The sequence below is a fragment of the Leucothrix mucor DSM 2157 genome (assembly GCF_000419525.1).
Classification (GTDB): domain Bacteria; phylum Pseudomonadota; class Gammaproteobacteria; order Thiotrichales; family Thiotrichaceae; genus Leucothrix; species Leucothrix mucor.
The window spans coordinates 3,138,845-3,164,426 of sequence record NZ_ATTE01000001.1 but is presented as its reverse complement, the minus strand read 5'-3'; the positions used below and the strand labels follow the sequence as shown (position 1 = coordinate 3,164,426).

Here is a 25,582-nt window from a genome sequence, read left to right as displayed (position 1 = left end):
AAATTCCCCTGATTAAAGATAGGGTGCGTGGTGCTGTGTTCGCGGTATAATGCGCGTTTTTAGCGTAAGCAGTAATAGTAAAGTGAGACTATCATCAGAAGAATTTCGTCACTGGACGCATAAATCCATCACATTATTGGGAATGTCGGGCGTGGGTAAGACTTACCTGTCCAATATTTTGCGTAGCCGTGAATGGTTTCACTACTCCGGTGATTACCGCATTGGCACGCACTACATGAACGAGCCAATTCTGGATAATATAAAATCGCAAGCCATGCAGGTTCCCTTTTTGCGGGATCTATTGCGCAGCGACTCCATTTATATTCGCAATAATATTACCTTTGATCACCTCAAGCCCTTGTCCAGCTTTCTGGGTAAGCTGGGTAATCCTGAGCTTGGCGGCTTAAGCTTGAAAGAGTTTAAGCGCCGTTTGCAACTGCATCACCATGCTGAAGTTGCGGCCATGCTGGATGTGCCAGAGTTTATGGCAAAATCACAGAAGCTGTATGGCTTTAATCATTTTATTAATGATGCCGGTGGCAGTGTGTGTGAGCTGGATAACGAGGAAGTGTTGGAGACCCTGGATCGTCATACTCTGATGATCTACATTCAGGCAACCGATGCCGATGAGCAGGTGTTGATCGGTCGGGCTGTCAGCTCCCCCAAGCCATTATATTACCGTGAAGCCTTTTTAGATGAGCAGCTAGCCATCTACATGAGCGAGCGGGGGCTGGAGTATGTGGCATTGGTTAATCCTGATGATTTTGTACGCTGGGTATTTCCTAAGCTATTTAATGCTCGCATTCCGCGCTATCAGGATATTGCCAATCGCTTTGCCTACACGATTAAGACCACTGAGCTTTATCAGGTTAAGTGCGAAGAAGACTTCCTGAATTTGATTGAAACGGCGATTGATCGTCACGTTTAACGAGTATTTACTATGCCATTGATTGCCCATAATGAGTTACCCGCCTTTCAGCAGTTACATGAGGAAGGACAAATTGTCTTAAGTTCGGAGCGGGCTGAGCAGCAGGATATTCGAACGCTACACGTTGGTTTGTTGAATATGATGCCGGATGCGGCACTGATTCCAACGGAACGGCAGTTTTTTCGCCTGATCGGTGCCAGTAACCCCATTGCGCAATTCAGAGTGCATCCGTTTGCCTTGCCACATCAAGAACGGGGCGCTGAAGCACAACAGCATATTGATACTTACTATGAAACCTTTGATCAGATTCGTGCAGAGGGTTTGGACGCATTAATTATTACGGGGGCTAACGTAACCCACGATAATTTGTCTGAAGAACCGTTCTGGGAGCCGTTGTTAGAGATCACTAATTGGGCTCATGAGAATGTGACATCAACCCTGTGCTCTTGTCTGGCAACGCATGCTGTTTTGGAGGCTCGGCATGGAGAGCGTCGCCAGCATTTAGGCTATAAGCGCTGGGGGGTTTACCCGCACCGGGTGACGGATAAAAAACATCCTCTAGTGTCAGATATTAATACTCGCTTTAACGTGCCGCACTCTCGATACAATGTGATTGATCGTGAGCGTTTTGAGTCTGCAGGTTTGCGGGTGTTAGTCGAAGGGGAGGTTGGCGGCGTACACCTTGCAGTCAGTGGTGATGGGATTCGCACGGTTTATTTTCAGGGGCATCCCGAGTATGACACCATCAGTTTACTGAAAGAGTTTAAGCGGGAAGTGATTCGTTACCAGCAAGGTGAGCGTCCTGATTACCCACCGTTCCCGGATAATTATTTTAATCTGACTTCTGAAGCAATTTTTGAAGAATATAAAGACCGCCTTCAAGCTGCCTTAGATAACGGCCAGTCGTTGCCTGTTTTCCCAGAGCAGTTGATCATTCCAAACCTAGATAATACGTGGCATGACTCCGGTTTAGCGGTCATTGGGAACTGGATGGGACTAGTGTATCAAATAACCAACACGGAGCGCAGATTGCCCTTTATGAGTGGTATAAATCCCGAAAATCCGCTCAACCTTACCAAATAGCAACTTGAAGATTAACCTTTTACCACATAGTATTCAGTCATGGTAAATGTTCGTGTGTAATAATTGTCCGCATCAAATAGCTAATTAGTTATAAAAATACCAATTTTCAGTAGGTTTTGAGTCTTTGTTAGAAAATTCAAAAATAATAGTGACTTTTTTGAAACATTTCTTGTCTCAGATCTACAACAGCTATTAAGATTGATAGCGAAAAGGCCACTATGGCCAACACGAACTACATATTGCTCTAATTTGATGAGCATAAAGTTTGATTTAATATAAGTGAGATTTAAAGTAATGAACGTTAATACTAAACTGGCTATTGCAGTATCTGCAGCGCTAATGACTGTTGCAGCAAGCAATGCTTCTGCAGAAGTAACTCTATATGATTACACTGAAGCGACTTCTTCTTATGAAGATGCATACATCGATGGCTCGTTCAGCACAACCGATGGTAACCAAGGCCAAAGTGCATACAATGCAGAGCTGTCTTTAGACTACGATCGCGTATTCAGCAGCCCTAACCGTAACGTTGGCGTATCTTTCTATGCAGACGGTTCAATCAGCCGTGGTTCTACTGACGGTGATAAGTCAGACAGCACTTACTTGGCTAACGGTTCTATCACTGCAGATAACTACTTCCGTCCTGGTTCAAAAGGTGCGTTCTGGTATGGTTCTGCTGACTTAGGTCTGAAGAAAGATGCTGATGACCCATACTCCAAGGTAGGTCTTGGTCTAGGTTACGGTCGTGTTGTTAACGTTACGCCAATGGCTAAAGCGATTCGTTTAGTTGAAGCACTGCGTGAGCAAGGCGCACTGACAGCGGTTCCTTCAAAAGCAGTTTACCAGCAAGTTGCTAACATTGTTGCTCGTGAAGATGAGTACAAGAGCAAGTTCGGCTACGGCAGCTATGACCAGCACTGGATTGCTGACATTGAGAAAGCACTGGGTGGAAGTCTGGGCGCTGGTGGCGTAATCAAAGCTAACGACGTTCTGCAAAACGAATTCATCTCTACTCGTAAGTACGGCTGGTTAGTACGTGGTGGTGTTGGTGCAGTTATTACTAACTACGACGGTTCTGACGGCGGAGACCCTTCACTGGATTTTGGTGCTGAATACCACCGTCCTCTGAACAACCGCACACAGTTCTCTAACGTAGCTTCACTGTCTACCATTTATGGTGATGATGACACAGCTTACCAAGTGAACAATGCAATGACATTGACTCACGAGCTAACTGATAAAGTTGACTGGGAAAATGCTTGGTTACTGGATTACAGCAACTCTGGCGAAGATGATGTTGAAGATGTTACTACTAACACTTTGGCTTCTACATTCCGTTACTACCTGGACAACCAGTTGGATCTGACTTTGACTGCTAAGGCATCAAAAGTTAGTGATGACATCGACAACAACAACGAAAAAGTAGATACCTCTCTGAACATGGGTGTTAGCTACCGTCTACGTTAATATCGTATGACCACGATTCGTGGTTAATGTGATAGCTTAAAAAAGAGCGGAGTGATATTTATATCCTCCGCTTTTTTGTGTCTGTAATAATTAGAAGTGGCTATCGTTAGAGAAATTACTGCTCAGTAAGGGTGGCTTGTGGTAATTTTGGATTAACTTAATATGGGTGATGATTAAATTATGGCAGAGCAATTAGCAGGGCTTGGCTGGCGTGAATACATTGGACTGCCTGAGCTGGGTATTAGTCGGGTAAAGGCTAAAATTGATACAGGCGCACGAACTTCTTGTATCCATGCATTTACCGTAGAGCCTTTTGAGAAGGATGGTGAAAATTGGGTGCGCTTTGGTGTGCATCCTAATCAAAAGGATACTGTGACAGAGCAGTGGTGTGAGGCGAAAGTAGTTGATTGTCGTCCGGTGACGGATTCTGGTGGACATACAGAAATGCGCTATGTGATTAGCTCAAAGTTGGTGATTGGTGAGCATACTTTTGATGCGGAACTCACCCTAAGTAATCGCGATAATATGCGCTTCAGAATGTTACTAGGGCGTACAGCGATGCGAAATCGCTTTGTTGTGGATTCGGGTGCATCGTATCTGCAAGGTAGGTAGCCATTTGGTTGGCTTTAGGAGAAAGTGGGTGGGGTGAAATTCACCCCAGAATCTTCTTATTATGTATCCCGATATTTCGATCACTTCGCGGAGCAGCGTTTTGTTTTTATTAGTACCAGTCAGTTTATTCTTATTATTGTGATATTTATTGTTGTTATCGTCGACTGCTTGGCTATCCGTTGAAGTGGGTTCATTATATAAATTCCCGATGAACGGTACATGAATAAACGTTAAGTTTTCTACATTTTTCTAAAATAGCCCATCTCAGGCTGCTTTTCCTATTCCTCTGCGCTTGCTTTTGTGCAATTCCCTTTGCCTTTTTGCCGCAACTTTTCTGCTACTGATCACCGGTATTACCCTAACGCTGACATTTCTTCTGCCAAATAAGTGACAACGTTAACATGTGACGCATTTTAGTCGTCAGAGTGTCACTTAGCGACAGGGTGTTTTGATATGTTTAGGATGAAAATCTTATTTTATTTTTATTTAAGTTGTTACTAATCAATGGCTTGGTGTTTTATTGAAAAGTTGGCACGCGATGTGCAACTACTTAATCAACAACAAAACAAAAACAACAAAATAATAATAAAAGATTTACCAGCAAGCCCCGAGAAGAGCGACCTATCAATAATAAAAATAAGGTCATCGCCTATCTCAACCCCCGCGCCCTAACGCTTCCCCCGGCTTTAGGGCGCTCTTGTTTTTGGCTTAAATACAGGTTTTAGAGGTAACGAGAAAGTCAAAATTAAAGGTGTTTAAGGCTTTAAATCTGCTAGTAATTACCTTTCAGCAGTAAATGGCTTAATGGATAAGGTAAGGTCTTGTATCTATGTGGGTTTTCCTCTGACTTGAGTGAAGTAGGGTGGTGTGTTCCACCTCAAATTTCAGGAGAGCCCACTATGAAGCGAGAACCCATTTTAACGTTACTAAATACCTACCTCATTAAACACCCTCAGGAAGTGCCAACCGTTACCCGCTTTAAAGATTTCGTAACGAGCTATGTTGATTGTTTTGAGCGCTCTCAACAAGTCGGACATGTTACCGGTTCGGCTTGGGTTGTGAATGGGGCGGGTACTCATGTACTACTGACTCATCATAAAAAGCTGAATCAATGGTTTCAACTCGGTGGCCATGCTGATGGGGAGTCCGATATTCTCAAGGCTGCATTGACAGAAGTGGCTGAAGAGTCTGGTCTGGTAGCATTTGAGCCGGTTTCAGCTGAGATTTTTGATATTGATATTCATGCTATACCGGCGCGGGGTGATGAGCCAGAGCACTATCATTATGATGTACGCTTTGCCGTGAGGGCGATTGGTAGTGATGAGTATATCGTGAGTGAAGAGTCGTACGATTTAAGCTGGGTTGAGATTGGAAACTTAGCGGACTTTACTCGTGAAGAATCAATGCTGCGAATGGCGGGGAAGTGGCAGGTGCTTGCTCAGTAGCGGTGTAAAAGTTGCCGTCATAAAAAAGCCCTACAGCGTTAACTGTAAGGCTTTTTGTACTAAGTTAGAAAACCTTAGTTTGATATTTGGTGCCGGGAGGGGGAATCGAACCCCCACTCTGTTACCAGAACCGGATTTTGAATCCGGCGCGTCTACCAGTTCCGCCATCCCGGCAAAGAGCAGTACTGCTCTAATTGAGAGGCGCATTCTACCTGAATAAAATAATTTGTCATGATTTTTTTTAACTCAACCGTCATTTTCCAGAATTATTTTGCATCGCCTGCTGATCAAACTCCGAAACCACCGTAAAAATAGCCTGAGTCAGTTTACTCAGTTGCGCGGGCTCAATAACAAATGGCGGCATAATGTACACTAGTTTTCCAAATGGCCGTATCCACACACCCAGTTCAACAAAGCGCGGTTGAATCCAATGCATATCCACGGCTTGCTTTAGCTCCACTACGCCAATCGCGCCTTTGGTACGAACATCTGCAACAATATCCAGTTCAAGGCAAGCACTAAGCTCTTCGCGCATTTGCGTTTCAATAGACATGACCCGCGTTTGCCAATCAGATTCCAGTAATAGTTTGATACTCGCCACTGCCACACTACAGGCCAGCGGGTTACCCATAAAGGTCGGCCCATGCATCAATACACCTTGCCCATCGCTACCAATGCCGTGCGCAACCTTGCGGCTGGTTAGTACCGCAGATAAGGTCATATAGCCACCAGTCAGCGCTTTACCCAACACTAGAATATCCGGCTCGATATCGGCTTGCTCATAAGCAAACAAACTACCCGTACGGCCAAAGCCGGTGGCGATCTCATCCAAAATCAATAACACATCAAATTCATCGCACAGCGCCCGAACTTGCCGTAAATATTCAGGATGGTAAAAGCGAATGCCACCCGCATTTTGCACAATCGGCTCCAGTATCACGGCGGCAATCTCAGCATGATGTTCAGTGATCATGGTTTTAAACGCATCAATATCGCTGTCTTGCCATTGAGCGGGACTGGCAGAGCGGGGTGGCGCCTCGGCAAATAAATGTTTGATGAGCACGCCGGTAAACATGTCGTGCATGCCATTGACTGGATCGCAGACCGACATCGCGGCAAAGGTATCGCCATGATAGCCACTGCGCACAGTCAGTAAGCGGTGCTTTTCACTGCGCCCTTGCGCTAGCCAGTATTGCAGTGCCATTTTTATTGAAACTTCGACGCCTACCGAGCCGGAGTCAGCAAAAAACACATGCTGTAAATTCTCTGAGGTGATGTCTATTAACTGCTTGGCCAGTGCTACTGCTGGTGCATGCGTTAGCCCACCAAACATCACGTGCGCCACTTTGCCTAGCTGTTCGGTAACTGCCTCATTTAATACGGGATGGTTGTAGCCATGCAGCGCTGTCCACCAGGAGGAGGTGCCATCGACCAGTACTTCGCCAGTTTCCAAGGTAATTTCAACACCTTGCGCCGAAGCCACCGGAAACGCCGGAATGGGGTTTTGCATGCTGGTGTATGGGTGCCAAATGTGGGTTTTATCGTATGCGATGAGCTGATCAGGAGTCATAAACGGGCCGGTGGTTTGTGTTTGGAGAAGCTGCGTATTATCGGGTATTTACACAATAAATGCTTCCGCTTGTTAGCTCAATTCCCAGCAGCAAAGTAGGCTGATCGTGTTATGATGCGCGCTGATTTTTCACATGAGTTTTCCAGCTTGAGCAGCCAGTCACCCACATTGTCTTCCGATTTACCGATTGTCATTATTGGCGGTGGCCCCGCAGGGTTAATGGCAGCGAGTGAGCTAACGGCGGCAGGCTACTCGGTGGATTTGTACGATGCTATGCCATCGGTGGGACGTAAGTTTTTACTGGCAGGTATTGGTGGCTTGAATATTTCTCATTCTGAGCCATTTGATGATTTTTGCAGTCGTTTCGAGGCGCGTAGTGATGTATTGCGACCAATGCTGGAATCCTTTGATGCAAATGCTATTCGCCAGTGGTGTCAGAGCTTTGGCGTGGAAACCTTTATCGGGACTTCAGGCCGTATTTTCCCAAAGGAAATGAAAGCCGCACCATTGCTGCGGGCGTGGTTGGCTCAATTACGACAGCAAGGCTTACGCATTCATCCGCGTCATCGCTGGCTAGGCTGGGATGATGAGCAACAGCAGCTGGTGTTTAGCTCGCCGGATGGTGAGGTAAGTAGTGGCTATCTGGCGGTTGTATTGGCATTAGGCGGCGCGAGTTGGAAGAAGCTGGGTAGTGATGGCAGTTGGGTGACGTTATTGGCTGAGCGAGGTATTGAGACTAACCCGCTAAAGCCTGCTAACTGTGGATTTCTAAGCGACTGGAGTGAGCATTTACGTAGTCGATTTGCGGGGTCGCCCTTAAAGTCGGTATCATTGCAGTTTACTGATCTGGCTGGCCAATCCGAGCAGCGCTCAGGTGAGATGATTCTGAGTGAATATGGCGTGGAAGGTAGTTTGATTTATGCTTTTTCCGCTCGTTTACGAGAAACTATTTTAGCCACTGGCAGTGCTACGTTTTACTTGGATTTGTGCCCTCACCATAGCCATCAGCAGTTGGAAGCGATTCTGGAGAGTAAGCCAGCCAAAAAGTCATTAGGAGCCTTCTTAAGAGGGCGTTTAAAGCTGGATGGCGCGAAGAGTGCGTTAGTCTTTGAAGCGAGTAAAACAACCACTGGCATACCTACTGAGCCAAAAGCATTAGCCGCATTAATTAAAGCCGTGCCAATCACGATTACCGGCATGCGGCCGATTGATGAAGCCATTAGTACGGCGGGTGGTGTACCGTTTGAAGCGTTGGATGAACAGTTGATGCTAAAGCAGTTGCCGGGTGTGTTTTGTACTGGTGAAATGTTGGACTGGGAAGCGCCAACCGGTGGCTATTTGCTCACAGCCTGTTTAGCGACGGGTAAGCGCGTTGGCCAAGGCGTCATTCGCACACTAGAAAAGAGTGCCAGTTAATACTGGTTTAATTATGAGGAGAGAGAATGTCTGAATCAGAAGCGACGCGAGGTCGGATTACCACGCGTACGATGGCAATGCCGTCGGATACTAACCCATCTGGCGATATTTTCGGGGGCTGGGTACTGTCGCAGATGGATATTGCTGCCGGTATTTGTGCCGGTCAACGCGCACAGAGCCGGGTCGTGACTGTCGCAGTAGACAGCATGAGCTTTATCAAGCCAGTCAAGGTGGGCGATATTTTGGGCGTGTATACCGATTTAGATCGGGTAGGGCGCACGTCGGTTGATGTACATGTAGAAGCTTGGGTGCGTCGCGGTCGAATTGGTATTCGCGAAAAAGTGACCGAAGCGAAGTTTAAATTTGTGGCGGTAGATGATGACGGGAAACCGACACCAGTGCCGAAAGTCGAGGACTTGCCAGACTATCTGGATTTTCTTAGTACAATCTAACGAAAGGATTTTATAAGCGTGAAACCTGTCATGAAATTGAGTGATTTTGATTATACATTGCCGCCAGAGTTAATTGCTCAGGAGGCGTTGAGCAACCGGGATGCGAGCCGTTTATTGGTTGTCGAGCCGGATAATGTATTTAAGGATCAAACCTTTCGTGACATTGTGGATTTGATTCAACCGGAAGACTTGCTGGTATTCAACGATACCAAAGTACTGCCTGCGCGCATGTTCGGGCAAAAAGCGACGGGTGGCTTGATCGAGGTGTTAGTGGAGCGTTTGCTGGATGAAGATCGCTTATTGGCGCATGTGCGTTCCAGTAAGTCGCCTAAAGTTGGTACGACCTTAACGATTGAAGGCGCGTTTGAGGCTGAGGTGATGGGGCGTCAAGGTGCGTTGTTTGAGTTGTGCTTTAAGTCTGGTGATCACCGCAAAGCGATTGATTTATTGGAGCAGTTTGGTCGCATGCCACTGCCGCCTTATATTGAGCGCAGTGATACGGCTGATGATCGTGAGCGTTATCAAACGGTGTATGCCAATAACCTTGGCGCGGTAGCGGCTCCAACAGCGGGTCTGCATTTTACATCGGAATTGCTTAATGCTTTAAAGGCCAAGGGTGTGAAGACTGCACAAGTGACTTTGCATGTTGGTGCTGGGACTTTCCAGCCGGTGCGCAGTGAAGATTTATCTGAGCATGTGATGCATTCGGAGTGGGTTGATGTGCCGGAGGCAGTTTGCCAAGCCGTACGTGATTGCCATGCCCGTGGCGGTAAAGTGGTAGCGGTGGGTACGACAACGGTGCGTAGTTTGGAATCTGCAGCGGCTTCCGGAACGCTAAAACCGTTTCAGGGTGATACCGATATCTTTATCACGCCAGGCTATGAGTTTCAGGTAGTTGACCGCTTAATTACCAACTTCCACTTGCCAAAATCAACGCTGCTAATGTTGGTGTCTGCATTCACTGGTTATGACACGATGATGCAGGCTTATGAGCATGCGGTTGAGCAGAAATACCGTTTCTTCAGCTATGGCGATGCGATGTATTTATCAAAAGCTGAGCCAAGCAAGCAAAGCTGAATTGAGGCCAGAGATAAATACATCAAGCTAAGGTGAAGTCCTAGCCAAACAAATCAAGCTGAAGCACAACGAACTCAGCTTGATGTTTTACTCGGAATAAAGCGTTTTAAAGAAACGATCCCAACGTGGCGCGTAGTTTTCTTTAATGCGTGACGACAGCATAATGGTAAAGGCTCTGCCGCGTAATTCTGAGCGCGGGGCAGGGCCGTAGTAGCGCGAATCGGCACTGTCATCACGGTTATCACCCATAAAGAAATATTCATCCTCTGGAATCGTGATCGGCCCGAAATTCAAGTTTGGATTATATTTTCCCGGCTGCATGTGCACGATGTGCGGAGCCATATCATCCGTACTTTCCATTGCATAAAAGCCAGGCTCACGGTCTGGCGCAGTTTCCGGAATGCGCGGGTCATCCTCTGGAAGCTTAATGTATTGCGCGAACTTACCATTAATCACAAGCTGATTATTGACTACTTCAAAGGTTTCACCCGGTAACCCTACCAAGCGCTTGATCAGCCGCTTGCCCGATTTTTCTGAGGTAAAAACAATGATTTCACCACGCTTAGGCTCACCCACTCGCTTGAGTGAGATACTGCTAAAGGGGATCTGGATATCATAGGCGAGTTTGTTTTCAACAATCACATCGCCTTCCAAAATGGTCGGCTTCATTGAGCCAGTCGGCACTGGGTGCCAGTCCAGCAGTGAGCCACGCATGGCAAACAGCAGGACCAAAAATATCAGGAAGCCGCGGTTATTCCGAAGAATGGACATTATTTTTTTCATTAGAGTATCCGGATTAAACGGGTAGCTTATAGCTCGCCCGCAAAATACTTTTTCAAGAATAAATCAAAGTCGATTTGTGGCTCAGCTTCCAATGCTGCTTGGGCAGCTAAAGAGTCTTTCGCTTTTGCTTCCATGCTGTCCCACGTTGCCTGATTCAGATCGCGCTGCATAAAATAATCGCGGTGCTGCTGTGATTGATGGCGAGCAAAGGAGTAATAACTGTCATGCTCACTCATAATCGTCGATAGCACTTGGGCTGAAGGCGTTAATTCTGAGTTTTCAAATAGTTCCGTTTGTGCCTGAAGCGCTTTTTGGTAGCAGGTATTGCTGTGCGCCTGATCCAGTAATTTAGCAACGGGTAACATGGCTTCCATCAACTCAAGACCCCAGCTTTTCAGTGAAACCATTTCGCCAAGGCGGTTGAGTTCTAAGCCTGGCTTACGGCCACGATGCGCAACCGTACTTTGGTTGCGGTCAATCGCGCTGCGTTCTTCATCATCAATCACCGGGCTATCCTGCAATAAGCAGAACAACATGAAAATCTCAAGATAGAACAGCTGCAGATGCGAAATACCTGCTGGGTGGAATACGTTGATATCTACCGAGCGCAATTCGACATACTTAACGCCACGGTTTAACAAGGAGTCGATTGGTTTTTCAAAGCCGCGCAAAATCTGCTTAGGACGTACGGTACTGTAGTATTCATTTTCAATTTGCAGAATATTGGTGTTGAGCTGGCGGTATTCATCGCCCACTTTTACACCAATTTCTTCATAAGGTGCATAGGAGGTTTCAATTGCCTCACGTAGGCTGTCGGTATAAGTTTTTACCGAGGTGTAGTCTGCTTTAATGCCGACTTTGCTGGATTTGCGATTGGTGTAGCCGATATCGCCCATGCGCAGCGAGGTACCCCAGGGTTCATAACAGGTATTCCCGTTATAGGTTTCCATGGTTTCGGTTGGCTCTCTGCCGCCTAAAAACGACTTGCAGATGGCGGGCGAGCTGCCGAACAAATACGGAATAATCCAACCATAGCGCTGAATGTTACGGGTCATGCCCATGTAACGGTCATTGCTGAATTCGATTGGAGTGCGGGAGTCATCATCCATTTGCTTGAAGAAAGGCCAGAAGTCTTCCGCAACCGAGTGATTAAAATGAATACCAGCGATGACTTGCATCATTTTGCCATAGCGCCAAGCCAAACCATTGCGGTAGATGCTTTTCATCTTGCCGCCATTGGAGGTGCCATAATCTGCGATCTGGATATCGCTTTCGCCGTTGATAATGCACGGCATACTGGAAGTCCAGAGCAGTTCATTATCCAGCTTTTTATAAACAAAGGTTTCTACGTCTTGCAGGAAATCCAATGACTTATAGGCCTGATCGCAAGGAGGCGTAATCAGTTCTAATAACGACTCTGAGTAGTCAGTGGTAATCCAATCATTTTTTAAGGCAGAGCCCAGCGCTTTGGGGTGCGGGCTTTGCGAAATACGGCCATCGTCGGTTACCCGCAGGCTTTCTTTTTCCAATCCGGTCAGTGATTTTTTCAGCAGTCGCTGTGCGTTATTATCTTCTATATAGCGAATGCGCTGATTCAGTAATGTGTACAAAGCGTAGCCCCTGAACGTACATGGATCTTAAAAAAATAGCCCTGACCAAAGCCGGGGCCTTATACGGTACTCTCGTAATTACTTCTCGACCTGCGTTACATCGCGGACTGCACCGCGAGACGCAGAAGTTGCCATGGCCGCATATGCGCGCAGTGCAACGCTGACCTTACGGTCGCGATTAACCGGCTTCCATGCGGCAGAGCTTTTAGCTTCCATCGCTCTACGACGGTGTGCCAAGTCTTCATCTGAGATAACTACGTTAATCTTGCGGTTCGGGATGTCGATTTCAATAGTATCGCCTTCCTCAACCAAACCAATTGCTCCACCTTCAGCTGCTTCCGGAGATGCATGACCAATGGATAAGCCTGAAGTACCACCAGAGAAACGACCATCCGTAATCAAGGCGCACTCTTTACCCAAGCCTTTAGATTTCAGGTAGCTGGTTGGATACAGCATTTCCTGCATACCCGGGCCACCTTTAGGGCCTTCGTAGCGGATAACCACAACATCGCCAGCGACAATCTCGTCAGCCAAAATCGCAGCGACCGAAGCATCCTGAGATTCAAAGATACGGGCACGACCAGTGAATTTTAAAATGTGCTCATCAACACCAGCGGTTTTAACCACACAGCCATCTTCTGCGATGTTTCCGTAGAGGACAGCCAAGCCGCCATCTTTAGAGTAAGCGTGTTCCATGTCATGAATACAACCATGCTCCGCATCCAGATCCAGCTCCCAGCGCTTATCTTGGCTGAAGGCTTGCTGAGTCGGTACATTACCCGGTGCAGCGCTGTAGAACTTCAGTACTTCTGGGTCAGTTGATTGCGCAATATCCCACTTTTTCAGTGCTTCACCCATGCTTGGGCTGTGAACCGTTGGGGTATCGGTATGCAGCAAGCCACCGCGATTTAGCTCGCCCAGCAGGCGCATAACACCACCGGCACGGTGTACATCTTCCATGTGGAATAGTTGAGTCGCCGGAGCCACTTTACTTAAGTTAGGCACTTTACGAGACAAACGATCGATATCGTCCATGGTGAAATTGACTTCACCCTCATGTGCCGCTGCCAGCAGGTGGAGAATCGTGTTGGTGGAACCACCCATGGTGATATCCAGACTCATCGCATTTTCAAACGCTTTGAAGTTAGCGATGTTGCGCGGCAATACCGACTCATCGTCTTCTTCATAATAGCGCTTAGCCAAGCTCACAATTTCACGACCCGCGCGCAGGAATAATTCCTTACGATCGGCGTGAGTGGCTAGCAATGAACCGTTACCTGGAAGCGATAAACCCAGTGCTTCCGTCAGGCAGTTCATAGAGTTAGCCGTAAACATACCGGAGCAAGAGCCGCACGTTGGGCAGGCAGAGCGCTCGATATTATTTACATCTTCATCGCTTTCTCTAGGGTCAGCCGCGGTAACCATGGCATCAACCAAATCCAGCTTGATGACTTTGCCTTGAATAGTGGTTTTACCAGACTCCATTGGGCCGCCAGATACGAAGATCACTGGAATATTCAAACGCAAGGCAGCGTTTAACATGCCCGGTGTGATCTTGTCGCAGTTAGAAATACAAACCAGTGCATCGGCGCAATGCGCATTTACCATGTATTCCACAGCGTCAGAAATAACTTCGCGGGATGGCAGGCTGTACAGCATGCCGTCGTGGCCCATTGCGATACCGTCATCCACGGCAATCGTATTGAATTCTTTAGCGATACCACCGGCTTTCTCGATTTCTCGAGCGACCAGTTGGCCTAAGTCTTTTAGGTGAACGTGGCCCGGTACGAACTGTGTGAAGGAGTTTGAAATGGCAATAATCGGCTTGTCAAAGTCGCCGTCTTTCATGCCAGTCGCACGCCACAAGGCACGTGCGCCTGCCATATTTCGTCCGTGGGTTGTGGTACGTGAGCGATATTCGGGCATGGTTCTCTCCAGAGCAATTAGATGTGTATCGGTGGATTCTACTCGCCCAACGGTGAATTTTGAACACGGATGATGTTTTTAATCCGTAAAATGCCTGCGGCTCTGGTATTTTGTGCCTCAAGTTTGTAATTAGACCCACTTGTATGCTAGCTAGAGGTGATCTGTGTTTTAGATCATAGAGTTCTCCACGATACAAAAAACCTATTAAGTAAAAGGTATTTATGCGGGTAGGAGGTATTTACACGGCCATGATTTATTGTTTCTATTTTCTTAGTTTGCAGTATTTTGTTTGAGTTCTGCTTTATGGTCGAAATGAGTTCGTAGTCTAAAGGAGAGGGGTAAATAATACGTACCGTCCTTTTTGGTCGGGGTGCCCGACGAGAGATCCTGTTAGTGCCAGTAGATGGTCAACCGAGTTGTGATTATGAAAGAAATACTTCTCTTTCAAATTGTAGGAATGGCTAGCAATTTGAAATATGGTTTGCTCGAGAATAATAAATGGTGTCCCGAGAGGGGATCGAACCCCCGACCTGCCCCTTAGGAGGGGGCCGCTCTATCCAACTGAGCTACCGAGACATCATGTATTACGAACGCGGAATCCTACCATAAAACCGTTTATATTCACGAGTATGCTGTGAATTTATTTCATCATTTGCCGAAGTTTGTATAGCGCATCCAGCGCTTCGCGTGGCGTCAGTTCATCCGGATCAATCTCTGCCAATGCTTGCTTAAGCGCTTCTGCTTCCGGATCTGGCTCAGCTTCAAAGTTTAATGCCAATGGCAGTGTGCCGCCTTCCTTAACGCCTTGGTTAGCATCGGTTTCGAGGCTGTGTAATTTGTTTCTAGCTTGATCAATGACACTTTTTGGTACACCCGCCAGTTGTGCAACCTGCAAGCCGTAGCTTTGATTGGCAGGACCATCTTTTACCCTATGCAAAAATACAATTTTATCTGCATGTTCAACCGCATCAATATGCACGTTAGCAATGGTGTTGATTTTCTCAGGCAATGCTGTCAGCTCAAAATAGTGAGTCGCAAACAGGGTGAATGCTTTGCGCTGCTTAGCTAGATACTCGGCAAAGGCCCAAGCCAGTGATAAGCCGTCGAAAGTACTCGTGCCACGGCCAATTTCATCCATCAAAACTAATGAGTTAGAAGTGGCATTATTAAGGATGTTGGCGGCTTCAGTCATTTCGACCATAAAGGTTGAGCGGCCAGTACTAAGATCATCATGTGCACCGATGCGGGTGAAAATCCGGTCTATTGGGCCAATTACGGCGCTTTTAGCAGGCACAAAGCTACCGACATGAGCCATTAAAACCAAGAGCGCAACCTGACGCATATAGGTCGACTTACCGCCCATATTTGGGCCAGTAATCATCAGCATGCGTCGCTGCGCGTTCATTTGCAGATTATTAGGAACAAATGGCGCGTCTAGCGTGGTTTCAACAACAGGGTGGCGGCCACCGGTGATATTTAAGCCGGGTGTGCTGGTCAGTTCTGGCCGTTCGTAATTAAGCGTAATGGCGCGTTCAGCAAAGTTACTGAGTACATCCAGCTCGGCAATTGCCTGTGCGGTGCTACGCAGTGGCTGTAGGTGCTCAGCGAGCGTTTGCAGCAGGGCTTCATAGAGTACTTTTTCACGAGATAGCGCACGTTCACGGGAGGACAGTACCTGGTCTTCGAAAGCTTTTAGCTCTGGAAGAATAAAGCGCTCAGCCCCTTTTAGGGTTTGGCGGCGCACATATTCGGGTGGAACTTGATCAGAATGCAGTCGCGACACTTCAATGTAAAAGCCATGCACTCGGTTGTAAGCGACTTTCAGTGTTTGAATGCCGGTGCGCTGGCGTTCGCGAATTTCCAGCTCCAATAGATACTGGTCTGCGTTTTGGCTTAAGTTGCGTAACTTATCCAGCTCTTCATCGTAACCCTCGGCAATTACGCCACCATCACGAATCAGTACTGGTGGCTCTTCAATAATCGCGCGAGCCAGTAGTTCCAGTAAGGAATGGTGTAGTTCAATCTGTTCCCGCAGGCCTATCAAATAAGGCAATTCAACCGTGCTTAGCTCTTGGTGCAGATCAGGAACGATTTCCAGTGAGCGCTTGAGGGTCGATAAGTCACGCGGGCGTGCCGAACCCAAAGCAATACGTGAAACAATACGCTCAATATCACCGACCTGCCGCAGCAGCGGTTTGAGATTATCATAGCGATAGTCTTGAATCAGGTTGTCGACCGATTGATGGCGATTGCGCAAGACTTTCTGGTCTTTCAGTGGTTTATTAAGCCAGCGGCTAAGTAGGCGGCCACCCATGCTGGTAGCGGTATGGTCCAATACAGAAATCAGCGTGTTTTTATGGTCACCAGTCAGGCTTTTTTCCAGTTCCAGATTTCGACGGCTCGCAGCATCCAATACAATACTGTCATCGGTAGACTCAACCTGCATGCCAGTAATATGGGGTAGGGCCGCGCGCTGAGTCTCCTGAACATATTGAAGTAACGCACCGGCAGCGATAATGGCAACAGGCAGGTCATTACAGCCAAAACCACTCAAATCATGCGTGCCAAACTGTTTGGTCAGTAGTTGCATCGCCGTATCTGCATCAAAGTGCCAGATGGCGCGTCGGGTAATTGAATGACGCTTACTCTGTAGTGGATTTTGATCTTCTGCCAATAATATTTCAGCAGGTTGTAGGCGCTCAATTTCATTGATTAAGGCGCTTGCGCTATCAAGCTGTACCAATGTAAAGCGACCACTGCTTAGATCAATGTGAGCGACGCCAAAGGCGCCATCATGCTCAAAAATAGACAACAGTAAATTATCGCGGGTTTCATCCAGTAGGAAGTCATCTGTGACCGTACCTGGTGTGAGAATACGGGCTACTTTGCGTTCAACGGGGCCCTTGCTCGTGGCAGGGTCGCCGACTTGTTCGCAAATTGCGACCGAAACACCCAGCTTTAATAAGCGTGGTAAATATTGCTCGGCAGCGTGATAGGGCACACCCGCCATTGGAATTGGCTCGCCATTTGACTTGCCGCGAGCGGTGAGTGTGATATTGAGTAACTCAGCGGCGCGCTTGGCATCGTCAAAAAATAATTCGTAAAAATCACCCATACGGTAAAACAGCATCTGATCCGGATGTTCTGATTTAATCCGGAGGTATTGCTGCATCATCGGGGTGTGCTGGGGGAGGTTTTTGCTGCTAGTTTTGGCCATGCGGGGAATTTAGCAGGAGGGCGAATAAATGTCATGAGGCGATCAGGATATTTTTAATTCGCAGGGGTAATAATGCATGCCCTGTACACATCATGTAAGATACCGCTCATGAATCAACAACAACTTAATCAGATGGCTGAAGCGCTGATGCAGCGGCTACTAGCGCGTTCGTATCGGCTGGCAACAGTGGAGTCTTGTACGGGTGGTTGGGTGGCTAAAGCGATGACTGACTTAGCTGGCAGCTCGGCTGTACTGGAGTGTGGTTTTGTCACTTACAGCAATGAAGCCAAGCAGCGAATGGTTGGCGTTAGTGCTGACACCTTAGCTGCTCACGGGGCGGTGAGTGAGCAAACGGCCGCTGAAATGGCTAGTGGGGCTTTAGAGCACTCTGCGGCAGAGGTGTCTGTATCCATTACTGGCGTTGCAGGACCTACTGGCGGATCTGAAGCCAAGCCGGTTGGAACCGTATGTTTCGGATGGGCGGTTCGCGGTCAGTCAGTACACACAGAAACGTGCCATTTTCAGGGTGATCGGGATGCCGTTCGCTATCAATCAGCGGTGCATGCGATGCAGGGTGTCGTGAATTGCTTGGGTGATTGATTGAGTCGTGGTTAAGATACGGCTTGAAATTAAATGATAATAATCCGGCAAATATGATTTGCCATTAGCTTAAAGGAAATTTACGCGTGGACGATAATAGAAAAAAAGCGTTGGCTGCTGCATTAGGTCAGATTGAGAAGCAATTTGGCAAGGGCGCAGTTATGCGCATGGGCGATGCTGGCGCAGTTCGCAATATTGATGTGATTTCAACCGGTTCTTTAACGCTGGATATTGCCTTAGGCATCGGTGGTCTGCCACGCGGACGTGTGATCGAGATCTACGGCCCTGAGTCTTCCGGTAAAACCACAATGACACTGCACACCATTGCGGAATGTCAAAAAATGGGTGGAACAGCTGCATTTATCGATGCGGAGCACGCGCTTGACCCCGGTTATGCTGAAAAGCTTGGCGTGAAGATTGATGACCTGTTGGTCTCTCAGCCGGATAACGGTGAGCAGGCGTTGGAAATCGCTGACATGCTGGTGCGTTCTGGCGGTGTTGATCTGGTTGTTGTGGATTCGGTTGCGGCATTGACGCCACGTGCTGAAATCGAAGGCGACATGGGTGATTCACACATGGGTCTGCAGGCGCGTTTAATGTCTCAGGCATTGCGTAAGCTGACTGCAAATATCCAAAAATCAAACACCATGGTTATTTTCATCAATCAGATTCGTATGAAGATTGGTGTGATGTTTGGTAGCCCTGAAACCACTACTGGTGGTAATGCGCTGAAGTTTTATGCTTCCGTGCGTTTAGATATTCGTCGCATCGGTGGTATCAAGAAGGGTGATGAAATTGTTGGTAACAGCACGCGCGTTAAAGTTGTTAAAAACAAAATGGCGCCTCCGTTTAAAGAAGCTGAATTTGAGATTTTGTACGGCCAAGGTGTATCTCACATGGGTGAGCTGATTGATCTGGGCGTTAAAGAAGGCCTGATTAATAAAGCCGGCTCTTGGTACAGCTATCAGAGCGATAAAATTGGTCAAGGTAAAGACAACGTTGTTAAGTACCTGACTGAGCATCCTGAAATTGCTGAAGTGGTTGAAACGCAATTGCGTGAAAAGCTATTGAAGCCAAAAAATGGTGCAGCAGCGGAAAGCACTGATGTAGCGGAAGATGCAGACGACGCCGACATCTAAAAAAAGCGAAGATGAGATTCGCTGCTGGAAGTCGGCGATTGATTATCTATCCAGGCGTGAGCACTCACGTCTGGAGCTTCGCCAAAAGTTACAGCAAAAAGAGTTTTCCAGCTCGGTCGATTTAGAGGCCTTGCTGGATGGCTTGGAAGAGGCGAATTATCAAAGCGATAGTCGCTATGCCGAAAGCTTTGTTCGTTCCCGAATTCTTAAAGGGCAGGGTGAGCTTAAGATTCGGCAATTATTAATGCAGCGCGGTGTGAGTCGTTCACTGGTAGATATCGCGTTAAGTGAAGCCGAAGTGAATTGGTGGGATCTGGCCGAGCGGCAACGTGAAAAACGCTTCGGGGCAGAATACCCGACAGATTTAAAAGCACGCGCTAAACAAATACGTTTTCTGTTAATGCGAGGCTTTCCTGCCTCAATCGCTCACGAGATTATTAGTCACTAAATTACCTAAGCATTCAGGTATATTGCCTTTAGGTCGCTTTGCGGATGAAGCAAGTGGCATCGTTGGTACTGATTCGAGAAAATTATGGAAATCACAACACATGTTCTGCTGTGGGCGTTCGGCCTCGCAGTAATCCTTGGCATCGTCGCCACTAAAACCAGCTTTTGTACCATGGGCGCAGTGTCGGATTGGGTGAATATCGGCACCACGGGGCGCATGCGTGCTTGGGTATTCGCGATCGGAGCTTCGATTTTGGGCGTGCTCGTTGCCGGACAGTTAGGCTTAGTCGATATGTCGCTGACTGCTAATAATGACACGGCTAACCCGCCTTATCGTACCGCTGTATTTGCCTGGCCTCGTAATGTGCTGGGTGGTTTGTTATTCGGAATCGGTATGACCTTAGGCTCTGGTTGCGGTAATAAGACGCTGGTTCGTATTGGTGGCGGTAACCTTAAGTCGGTGGTGGTGTTTCTGGTAATGGGCGCGGCGGCTTATCTCATGATATTCACCAACTTTAGTTATGACTTTTTTCTGAGCTGGATGGAACCTGCATTTATCAATCTGACAGATCACGGAGTGGGCGATCAAAGCATTGGCGCTATTATTAGTGGTCTTGGTGGTTTTGATGCAGAAATAACAGGAATCGTTGTAGCGGTCTTGATTGGCAGTGCTTTAGTGCTCTGGTCGCTAGCCTCAAAAGAGTTTACCGCGAGTTTTGATAATGTACTGTCAGCAGTCACACTGGCAATTCTAGTGGTTGCCGCATGGTGGGTGACGACAGGTGAGTTGGGTGTCAGTTTGCTGGATGAAGCTGAGATGATGGACGAGCGCCCTTATGGCATTGGTGCGCAGGGCTTTACCTTTGTTCAGCCATCAGCGCATTTTCTGCGCTGGATCGAAACCGGCTTTTCCTCTCAAATGCTAACCTTTGCATTGATCGCAGCTGTTGGCGTATCGAGTGGCTCACTAATTTATAGTGTATTCACCAAGAAGTTCAAAGTTGAGTGGTTCGCTAATGGTAAAGACTTTGTGAGGCATGTCATTGGTGGCTTGCTAATGGGGATTGGTGGTGTTTTGGCGATGGGTTGTACTATCGGGCAGGCAGTAACGGGTGCTTCTACGCTGGCACTGGGTTCATTTATCACTTTTTTTGCGATCATTTTTGGCAGCGCATTGACCATGAAAATACAATATTACGGCATGGTTTATGAGGAAGAATCTAATTTTTTCAAAGCCTTAGTTGCTTCTCTGGCGGATATGCACTTATTGCCTGCCAGTTGGCGTCAATTAGAGAAAGTGTAATTAGTTTAAAAAAGTACTTGTAAATGAGTTCTCGGTCTTTATAATACGCCGTTCTTGACGTGGGGCGTTAGCTCAGTCGGTAGAGCAGTTGACTTTTAATCAATTGGTCGAGCGTTCGAATCGCTCACGCCCCACCATCTCAAGAATCCCTATTTAGGGGCGTTAGCTCAGTCGGTAGAGCAGTTGACTTTTAATCAATTGGTCGAGCGTTCGAATCGCTCACGCCCCACCATTTTATTCCTTGCAGTACCTTAAATCCCTTTTCCAAATATTTGTTCAGCGTAATGTGATCTGATATTCGCTATGCTGCGTTTATTACTTATCGCATTGACTGATACAACTCGCTATGGAAAATGAAAACATAATTCGCCTCTCTGTCTTTCTAGGTCTGCTGATCTTATTTAGTAGCTTGGAATGGATGATTCCGCGTCGCCAAATGGAAGGCAGTAAGTCGAAACGTATCGCGGCTAACCTGTCGCTGGTAGTGATTGATAGCTTGGCTGTAAAGATCTTATTACCAATGACGGCTGGTTTGTTTGCAGTTTGGGTGGCGGAGCAGGATAGGGCGTTGCTGGGGTTTAATACTCCAGTAATTTTAGCCATCATTCTGTTGGATTTGATTATCTACTGGCAGCACCGCTTGTTTCATACCGTGCCATTACTGTGGCGTTTGCATCAGGTGCACCATAGCGATAACGCGGTAGAGACTAGTACAGCGTTGCGCTTTCATCCGATTGAGATTGTGCTGTCGATGTTGATAAAGTTTGCGGCGATTTTGATTTTCGGGATTCCGGTGTTGGCCGTTGTGTTGTTTGAAATCATCCTAAACGGCTGCGCCTTGTTTAATCACAGTAATATTCGGGTGCCATTTGATAAGGTATTGCGTCTGTTTATTGTGACGCCGGATATGCACCGTGTGCATCACGGCGTCATTCGTGGCGAGACGAACAGCAACTATGGCTTTAACGTGCCATGGTGGGATCGCCTGTTTGGTAGCTATGTCGCGCAACCGAAGTTAGGTCATGATGAAATGAAGATTGGTCTGGATCAATATAAAGGTGGCGAGACTGGGCTGTGGAAGCTGTTAGTGATGCCATTTAAGTAATATTTGAACCGACCGCTCATGAGAAAAATCACACAACACGGTTAACCTAGGCGTTTTATATTGTTACACTTGCCGCCTAATTTACCAACGCCCTCTAATAGGGCGAAAACATCATGTGGCCATTGGTATTGGTCACCACTGGAGAACTCTAGAATATGCCTGTTATAACTCTTCCTGACGGTAGTCAACGTAGCTTTGACCAGCCGGTATCCGTTTACGACGTTGCTTTCGATATTGGCCCTGGTTTGGCTAAAGCCACATTAGCTGGTCGTGTGAACGATGAATTAGTCGATGCAAGTCATGTAATGACTGATGATGCGACCTTAAGCATTGTGACGGCTAAAGATGAAGCTGGTTTGGAAGTGATTCGTCATTCCTCCGCGCATTTAATGGGGCAGGCTGTAAAGCAGTTGTTTCCAACGGCTCAGGTAACGATCGGTCCTGTGATCGAGAATGGTTTCTACTACGACTTCGCTTACGAGCGTGCGTTTACACCTGAAGACATGGACGCGATCGAAGCGCGCATGCAAGAGTTAATGAAGCAGGATATTCCTGTTACGCGTGAAGTGATGGGGCGTGATGAGGCTGTTGTGTTCTTCCGTGAGATGGGTGAAGAGTATAAAGCTGAAATTATCGAGTCGATTCCGGCTGATCAAGAGTTGTCTTTGTACCGACAGGGTGACTTCATCGACTTGTGTCGTGGTCCTCACGTGCCAAGTACTGGCAAAATTCCTGCGATTAAGCTGACTAAGTTGGCAGGCGCTTACTGGCGCGGTGATTCAAATAATGAAATGCTGCAACGTGTCTACGGCACGGCTTGGGGCAACAAGAAAGACCTTAAAACGTATTTACACAATTTGGCTGAGGCAGAGAAGCGTGATCATCGCCGTTTGAGTCGTCAGTTGGATTTGTTCCATATTCAGGAAGAAGCACCGGGTCAGGTATTCTGGCATCCGAAAGGCTGGACTGTTTATCAAACAATTGAGCAGTACATGCGTGAACAACAGCGCATGCGCAACTATAAAGAAATCAAAACACCGCAGTTGGTGGATTTCTCGTTGTGGGAGCGCTCTGGTCACGCGGCAAAATATAAAGAAGATATGTTCTCGTTGGTATCCGATGAGCGTGAATTCGCTCTGAAGCCAATGAACTGTCCTTGTCATGTGCAGGTATTTAATCAGGGGCTGAAAAGTTACCGTGATTTGCCAATGCGCTTAGCAGAATTTGGCTCTTGTCATCGTAATGAAATGTCTGGTGCGTTGCATGGCTTGATGCGGGTACGCGGATTTGTTCAGGATGATGGTCATATTTTCTGTACTGAAGATCAGATTCAGGTAGAGGTCGCAGATTTTATCGACTTCCTGCATGATGTGTATCGTGACTTCGGATTTGACGAGGTGATCTATCGTCTATCTACACGCCCTGATAATCGGGTTGGTAGTGATGAGGATTGGGATAAAGCTGAAAAGGCTCTGGCCGACGCGCTGGATGCTCAGAAGCTGGATTGGGAAGAGTTGCCGGGTGAAGGTGCTTTCTACGGTCCGAAAATTGAATTCTCACTGAAAGATTGCCTTGGCCGTGTATGGCAGTTGGGCACAATTCAGGTTGATTTCTCAATGCCTGCTCGTCTTGATGCGCAGTATGTTGCAGAAGATGGTTCGCGCAAAGTGCCGGTTATGTTGCATCGTGCAATTTTGGGATCATTTGAACGTTTCATCGGAATTTTGATCGAACATCATGAAGGCCGATTCCCATTATGGTTGTCGCCAGATCAGGTTGTGGTCATGAATATTACCGATTCTCAGGCTGATTTTGTCGAAACTGTTGAAAAACGGATGAAAAAAGTTGGTATTCGTGCGATATCGGACTTGAGAAATGAGAAGATTGGATTTAAAATCCGCGAGCACACTTTACAACGAGTCCCTTATCTATTAGTAGTAGGTGACCGTGAAGTAGAGGCGGATTCAGTTGCCGTGCGGACACGCACCGGTGAAGATCTTGGCACAATGACTGTTGATGCTGCGATCGATCTCCTGCAACGCGGGATTGAAAGCCGTGGTGATCTGAATGAAGTGCAGTCGGCTTGAAACTGATAGTTAAGGTTTCCGCCATTTTTTAATGTTTTGGAGGGTACGCGTATCGCTCGCAACCAGAAAAAGAACCGTGTCAATGAGGAAATTACTTTACCTGAGGTACGGTTGATTGATGCAGAAGGAGAAAACGTAGGTGTCGTTTCGATAGAAGAAGCGCTGAGCATGGCTGCATCAGTAACATTGGATTTGGTAGAAATTGTACCTAATGCAGAGCCCCCTGTTTGCCGAATTATGGACTTTGGAAAGTTCAAGTTCGAAAGTAGCAAGAAGAAGGGTGCCGCGAAGAAGAAGCAAAAGAAAACACAGGTTAAGGAAATTAAATTCCGTCCTGTTACCGATATCGGCGATTACAACATTAAGTTGCGTAATATGGTGAAATTCCTGGAAGCCGGCGATAAGACTAAAGTAACGGTTCGTTTCCGCGGACGTGAAATGGCTCATCGTGATCTCGGTATGGTTATGTTGAAGCGCGTAGAAGCTGATTTAGCTGAATACGCCGTTGTTGAGCAGTTCCCGAAAATGGAAGGCCGACAAATGATCATGGTTATGGCCCCGATCAGTAAAGAAAAACAGTAACACGATTTTTGCGCACCCCTACAAGGAGGGCACTCTTGGGGGGTGTTTGATTAACCGTTATCAACGGAGATAAAGATGCCTAAGATCAAAACTAACAGCGGTGCTGCAAAGCGATTCCGCAAAAAGGCTAATGGCACTTTCAAGTGCAAGCAGTCGCATTTACGTCATATTCTGACCAAGAAGAGCTCTAAGCGTAAGCGTCACCTACGTGCAGGCGATATCGTAGAAGCATGCGATACACCTTCCGTTCGTAAAATGATGCCCTACGCTTAATTGGAGACTAGATAATGGCAAGAGTAAAACGGGGTGTAACAGCCCGTGCAAAGCACAAAAAAGTACTGAAAAAAGCGAAAGGTTATTACGGCGCACGTAGCCGTGTATATCGCGTCGCAACTCAGGCAGTTACAAAAGCAGGTCAGTATGCGTACCGTGACCGTCGTCAAAAGAAACGCCAATTCCGTCGTTTGTGGATTGTTCGTATCAATGCGGCAGCACGTATGTTTGATCTGTCTTACAGTCGCTTAATCAACGGTATCAACAAAGCTGGTATCGAAGTAGACCGTAAAATGCTGGCTGACCTAGCAGTACATGATATTGATACCTTTGGTAAGGTAGCAGAGCAGGCTAAAGCCGCCCTAGCTGCTTGATTCAATAGTATCGAGTCAAACTGAAAAGCGGGGAAAGGTGATGCCTTTCTCCGCTTTTTTGGTTTTAGAAAGACCAAAACGGAAGT

The 25,582-nt window shown here is 47.1% G+C and carries 22 protein-coding genes and 4 tRNA genes; 19 read left to right on the top strand and 7 right to left on the bottom strand.

Features of this window, described 5'->3' with window-relative positions; translation table 11 throughout:
* Positions 1-82 precede the first annotated feature (82 nt).
* The 5 genes from LEUMU_RS0114320 (at position 83) to LEUMU_RS26140 (ending at position 5,535) form a co-directional block, all read left to right on the top strand.
* A complete protein-coding gene (locus LEUMU_RS0114320; RefSeq protein ID WP_026744788.1) occupies positions 83-928 on the top strand; it encodes an ATPase in 846 nt (281 codons plus the stop codon).
* Positions 929-940: 12 nt separating this feature from the next.
* Positions 941-2,011 (top strand): homoserine O-succinyltransferase MetA, encoded by a 1,071-nt coding sequence (metA, locus tag LEUMU_RS0114315; protein ID WP_022952975.1) that lies wholly within the window; start codon positions 941-943, stop codon positions 2,009-2,011.
* Positions 2,012-2,305: 294 nt separating this feature from the next.
* Positions 2,306-3,478: a hypothetical protein gene (locus LEUMU_RS0114310; protein ID WP_022952974.1), complete on the top strand. Its 1,173-nt coding sequence runs from the start codon at positions 2,306-2,308 to the stop codon at positions 3,476-3,478.
* A gap of 180 nt (positions 3,479-3,658) precedes the next feature.
* A complete protein-coding gene (locus tag LEUMU_RS0114305; protein ID WP_022952973.1) occupies positions 3,659-4,090 on the top strand; it encodes an ATP-dependent zinc protease family protein in 432 nt (143 codons plus the stop codon).
* 899 nt (positions 4,091-4,989) lie between these two features.
* Positions 4,990-5,535 (top strand): NUDIX hydrolase, encoded by a 546-nt coding sequence (locus LEUMU_RS26140; RefSeq protein WP_022952972.1) that lies wholly within the window; start codon positions 4,990-4,992, stop codon positions 5,533-5,535.
* Positions 5,536-5,622: 87 nt separating this feature from the next.
* Here the strand turns inward: LEUMU_RS26140 and LEUMU_RS0114295 are convergent.
* Both LEUMU_RS0114295 and bioA read right to left on the bottom strand, forming a co-directional pair.
* Positions 5,623-5,709: transfer RNA gene (locus LEUMU_RS0114295), tRNA-Leu, on the bottom strand.
* Positions 5,710-5,788: 79 nt separating this feature from the next.
* Positions 5,789-7,105: an adenosylmethionine--8-amino-7-oxononanoate transaminase gene (gene bioA, locus LEUMU_RS0114290; protein WP_022952971.1), complete on the bottom strand. Its 1,317-nt coding sequence runs from the start codon at positions 7,103-7,105 to the stop codon at positions 5,789-5,791.
* Positions 7,106-7,216: 111 nt separating this feature from the next.
* On the opposite strand from bioA, the gene LEUMU_RS0114285 reads away from it, so the two are divergent.
* From LEUMU_RS0114285 to queA, 3 genes are read left to right on the top strand one after another with little or no spacing between them, the layout of a single operon-like run.
* Complete coding sequence (locus tag LEUMU_RS0114285) at positions 7,217-8,521, top strand: TIGR03862 family flavoprotein (protein ID WP_022952970.1); 1,305 nt, start codon at positions 7,217-7,219, stop codon at positions 8,519-8,521.
* A 26-nt stretch (positions 8,522-8,547) separates the two neighbouring features.
* Positions 8,548-8,973 (top strand): acyl-CoA thioesterase, encoded by a 426-nt coding sequence (locus tag LEUMU_RS0114280; protein WP_022952969.1) that lies wholly within the window; start codon positions 8,548-8,550, stop codon positions 8,971-8,973.
* A gap of 30 nt (positions 8,974-9,003) precedes the next feature.
* Positions 9,004-10,050, top strand: a complete 1,047-nt coding sequence (gene queA / locus LEUMU_RS0114275; protein ID WP_022952968.1) for a tRNA preQ1(34) S-adenosylmethionine ribosyltransferase-isomerase QueA — start codon at positions 9,004-9,006, stop codon at positions 10,048-10,050.
* A gap of 87 nt (positions 10,051-10,137) precedes the next feature.
* On the opposite strand, the gene lepB is transcribed toward queA, so the two are convergent.
* The 5 genes from lepB to mutS form a co-directional block, all read right to left on the bottom strand.
* Positions 10,138-10,833, bottom strand: a complete 696-nt coding sequence (gene lepB, locus LEUMU_RS0114270; RefSeq protein ID WP_022952967.1) for a signal peptidase I — start codon at positions 10,831-10,833, stop codon at positions 10,138-10,140.
* Between the two features lie 26 nt (positions 10,834-10,859).
* Positions 10,860-12,443, bottom strand: coding sequence for a glutamate--cysteine ligase (gshA, locus tag LEUMU_RS0114265; protein WP_022952966.1), 1,584 nt, complete (start codon positions 12,441-12,443; stop codon positions 10,860-10,862).
* 78 nt (positions 12,444-12,521) lie between these two features.
* Entirely contained in the window at positions 12,522-14,369 is a 1,848-nt protein-coding gene (gene ilvD / locus LEUMU_RS0114260; RefSeq protein WP_026744786.1) for a dihydroxy-acid dehydratase, read from the bottom strand.
* A 499-nt stretch (positions 14,370-14,868) separates the two neighbouring features.
* Positions 14,869-14,945: transfer RNA gene (locus LEUMU_RS0114255), tRNA-Arg, on the bottom strand.
* A gap of 64 nt (positions 14,946-15,009) precedes the next feature.
* Positions 15,010-17,586, bottom strand: a complete 2,577-nt coding sequence (gene mutS, locus LEUMU_RS0114250) for a DNA mismatch repair protein MutS (protein ID WP_022952964.1) — start codon at positions 17,584-17,586, stop codon at positions 15,010-15,012.
* Positions 17,587-17,694: 108 nt separating this feature from the next.
* On the opposite strand from mutS, the gene LEUMU_RS0114245 reads away from it, so the two are divergent.
* The 11 genes from LEUMU_RS0114245 (at position 17,695) to rplT (ending at position 25,496) form a co-directional block, all read left to right on the top strand.
* Positions 17,695-18,186 (top strand): CinA family protein, encoded by a 492-nt coding sequence (locus LEUMU_RS0114245; protein ID WP_022952963.1) that lies wholly within the window; start codon positions 17,695-17,697, stop codon positions 18,184-18,186.
* Positions 18,187-18,272: 86 nt separating this feature from the next.
* On the top strand, positions 18,273-19,325 hold the full coding sequence (gene recA, locus LEUMU_RS0114240) for a recombinase RecA (RefSeq protein ID WP_022952962.1): 1,053 nt from the start codon (positions 18,273-18,275) through the stop codon (positions 19,323-19,325).
* Positions 19,303-19,773 (top strand): regulatory protein RecX, encoded by a 471-nt coding sequence (locus LEUMU_RS0114235; protein WP_022952961.1) that lies wholly within the window; start codon positions 19,303-19,305, stop codon positions 19,771-19,773. Before recA ends, LEUMU_RS0114235 begins: the two co-directional genes overlap by 23 nt.
* Positions 19,774-19,857: 84 nt before the next feature.
* Entirely contained in the window at positions 19,858-21,075 is a 1,218-nt protein-coding gene (locus tag LEUMU_RS0114230; RefSeq protein WP_022952960.1) for a YeeE/YedE family protein, read from the top strand.
* 61 nt (positions 21,076-21,136) lie between these two features.
* Positions 21,137-21,212, top strand: a tRNA-Lys gene (locus LEUMU_RS0114225).
* A gap of 19 nt (positions 21,213-21,231) precedes the next feature.
* Positions 21,232-21,307, top strand: a tRNA-Lys gene (locus tag LEUMU_RS0114220).
* A gap of 114 nt (positions 21,308-21,421) precedes the next feature.
* Complete coding sequence (locus LEUMU_RS0114215; protein ID WP_022952959.1) at positions 21,422-22,180, top strand: sterol desaturase family protein; 759 nt, start codon at positions 21,422-21,424, stop codon at positions 22,178-22,180.
* Positions 22,181-22,335: 155 nt separating this feature from the next.
* Positions 22,336-24,267 (top strand): threonine--tRNA ligase, encoded by a 1,932-nt coding sequence (thrS, locus tag LEUMU_RS0114210; protein WP_022952958.1) that lies wholly within the window; start codon positions 22,336-22,338, stop codon positions 24,265-24,267.
* Between the two features lie 36 nt (positions 24,268-24,303).
* Positions 24,304-24,849, top strand: a complete 546-nt coding sequence (gene infC, locus LEUMU_RS0114205; RefSeq protein WP_022952957.1) for a translation initiation factor IF-3 — start codon at positions 24,304-24,306, stop codon at positions 24,847-24,849.
* Between the two features lie 75 nt (positions 24,850-24,924).
* Positions 24,925-25,122 carry a 50S ribosomal protein L35 gene (gene rpmI, locus LEUMU_RS0114200; protein ID WP_022952956.1) on the top strand — a complete coding sequence of 66 codons (198 nt, stop codon included), beginning with the start codon at positions 24,925-24,927 and terminating at the stop codon, positions 25,120-25,122.
* Positions 25,123-25,136: 14 nt separating this feature from the next.
* Positions 25,137-25,496: a 50S ribosomal protein L20 gene (gene rplT, locus LEUMU_RS0114195; protein WP_022952955.1), complete on the top strand. Its 360-nt coding sequence runs from the start codon at positions 25,137-25,139 to the stop codon at positions 25,494-25,496.
* Positions 25,497-25,582: the final 86 nt, after the last annotated feature.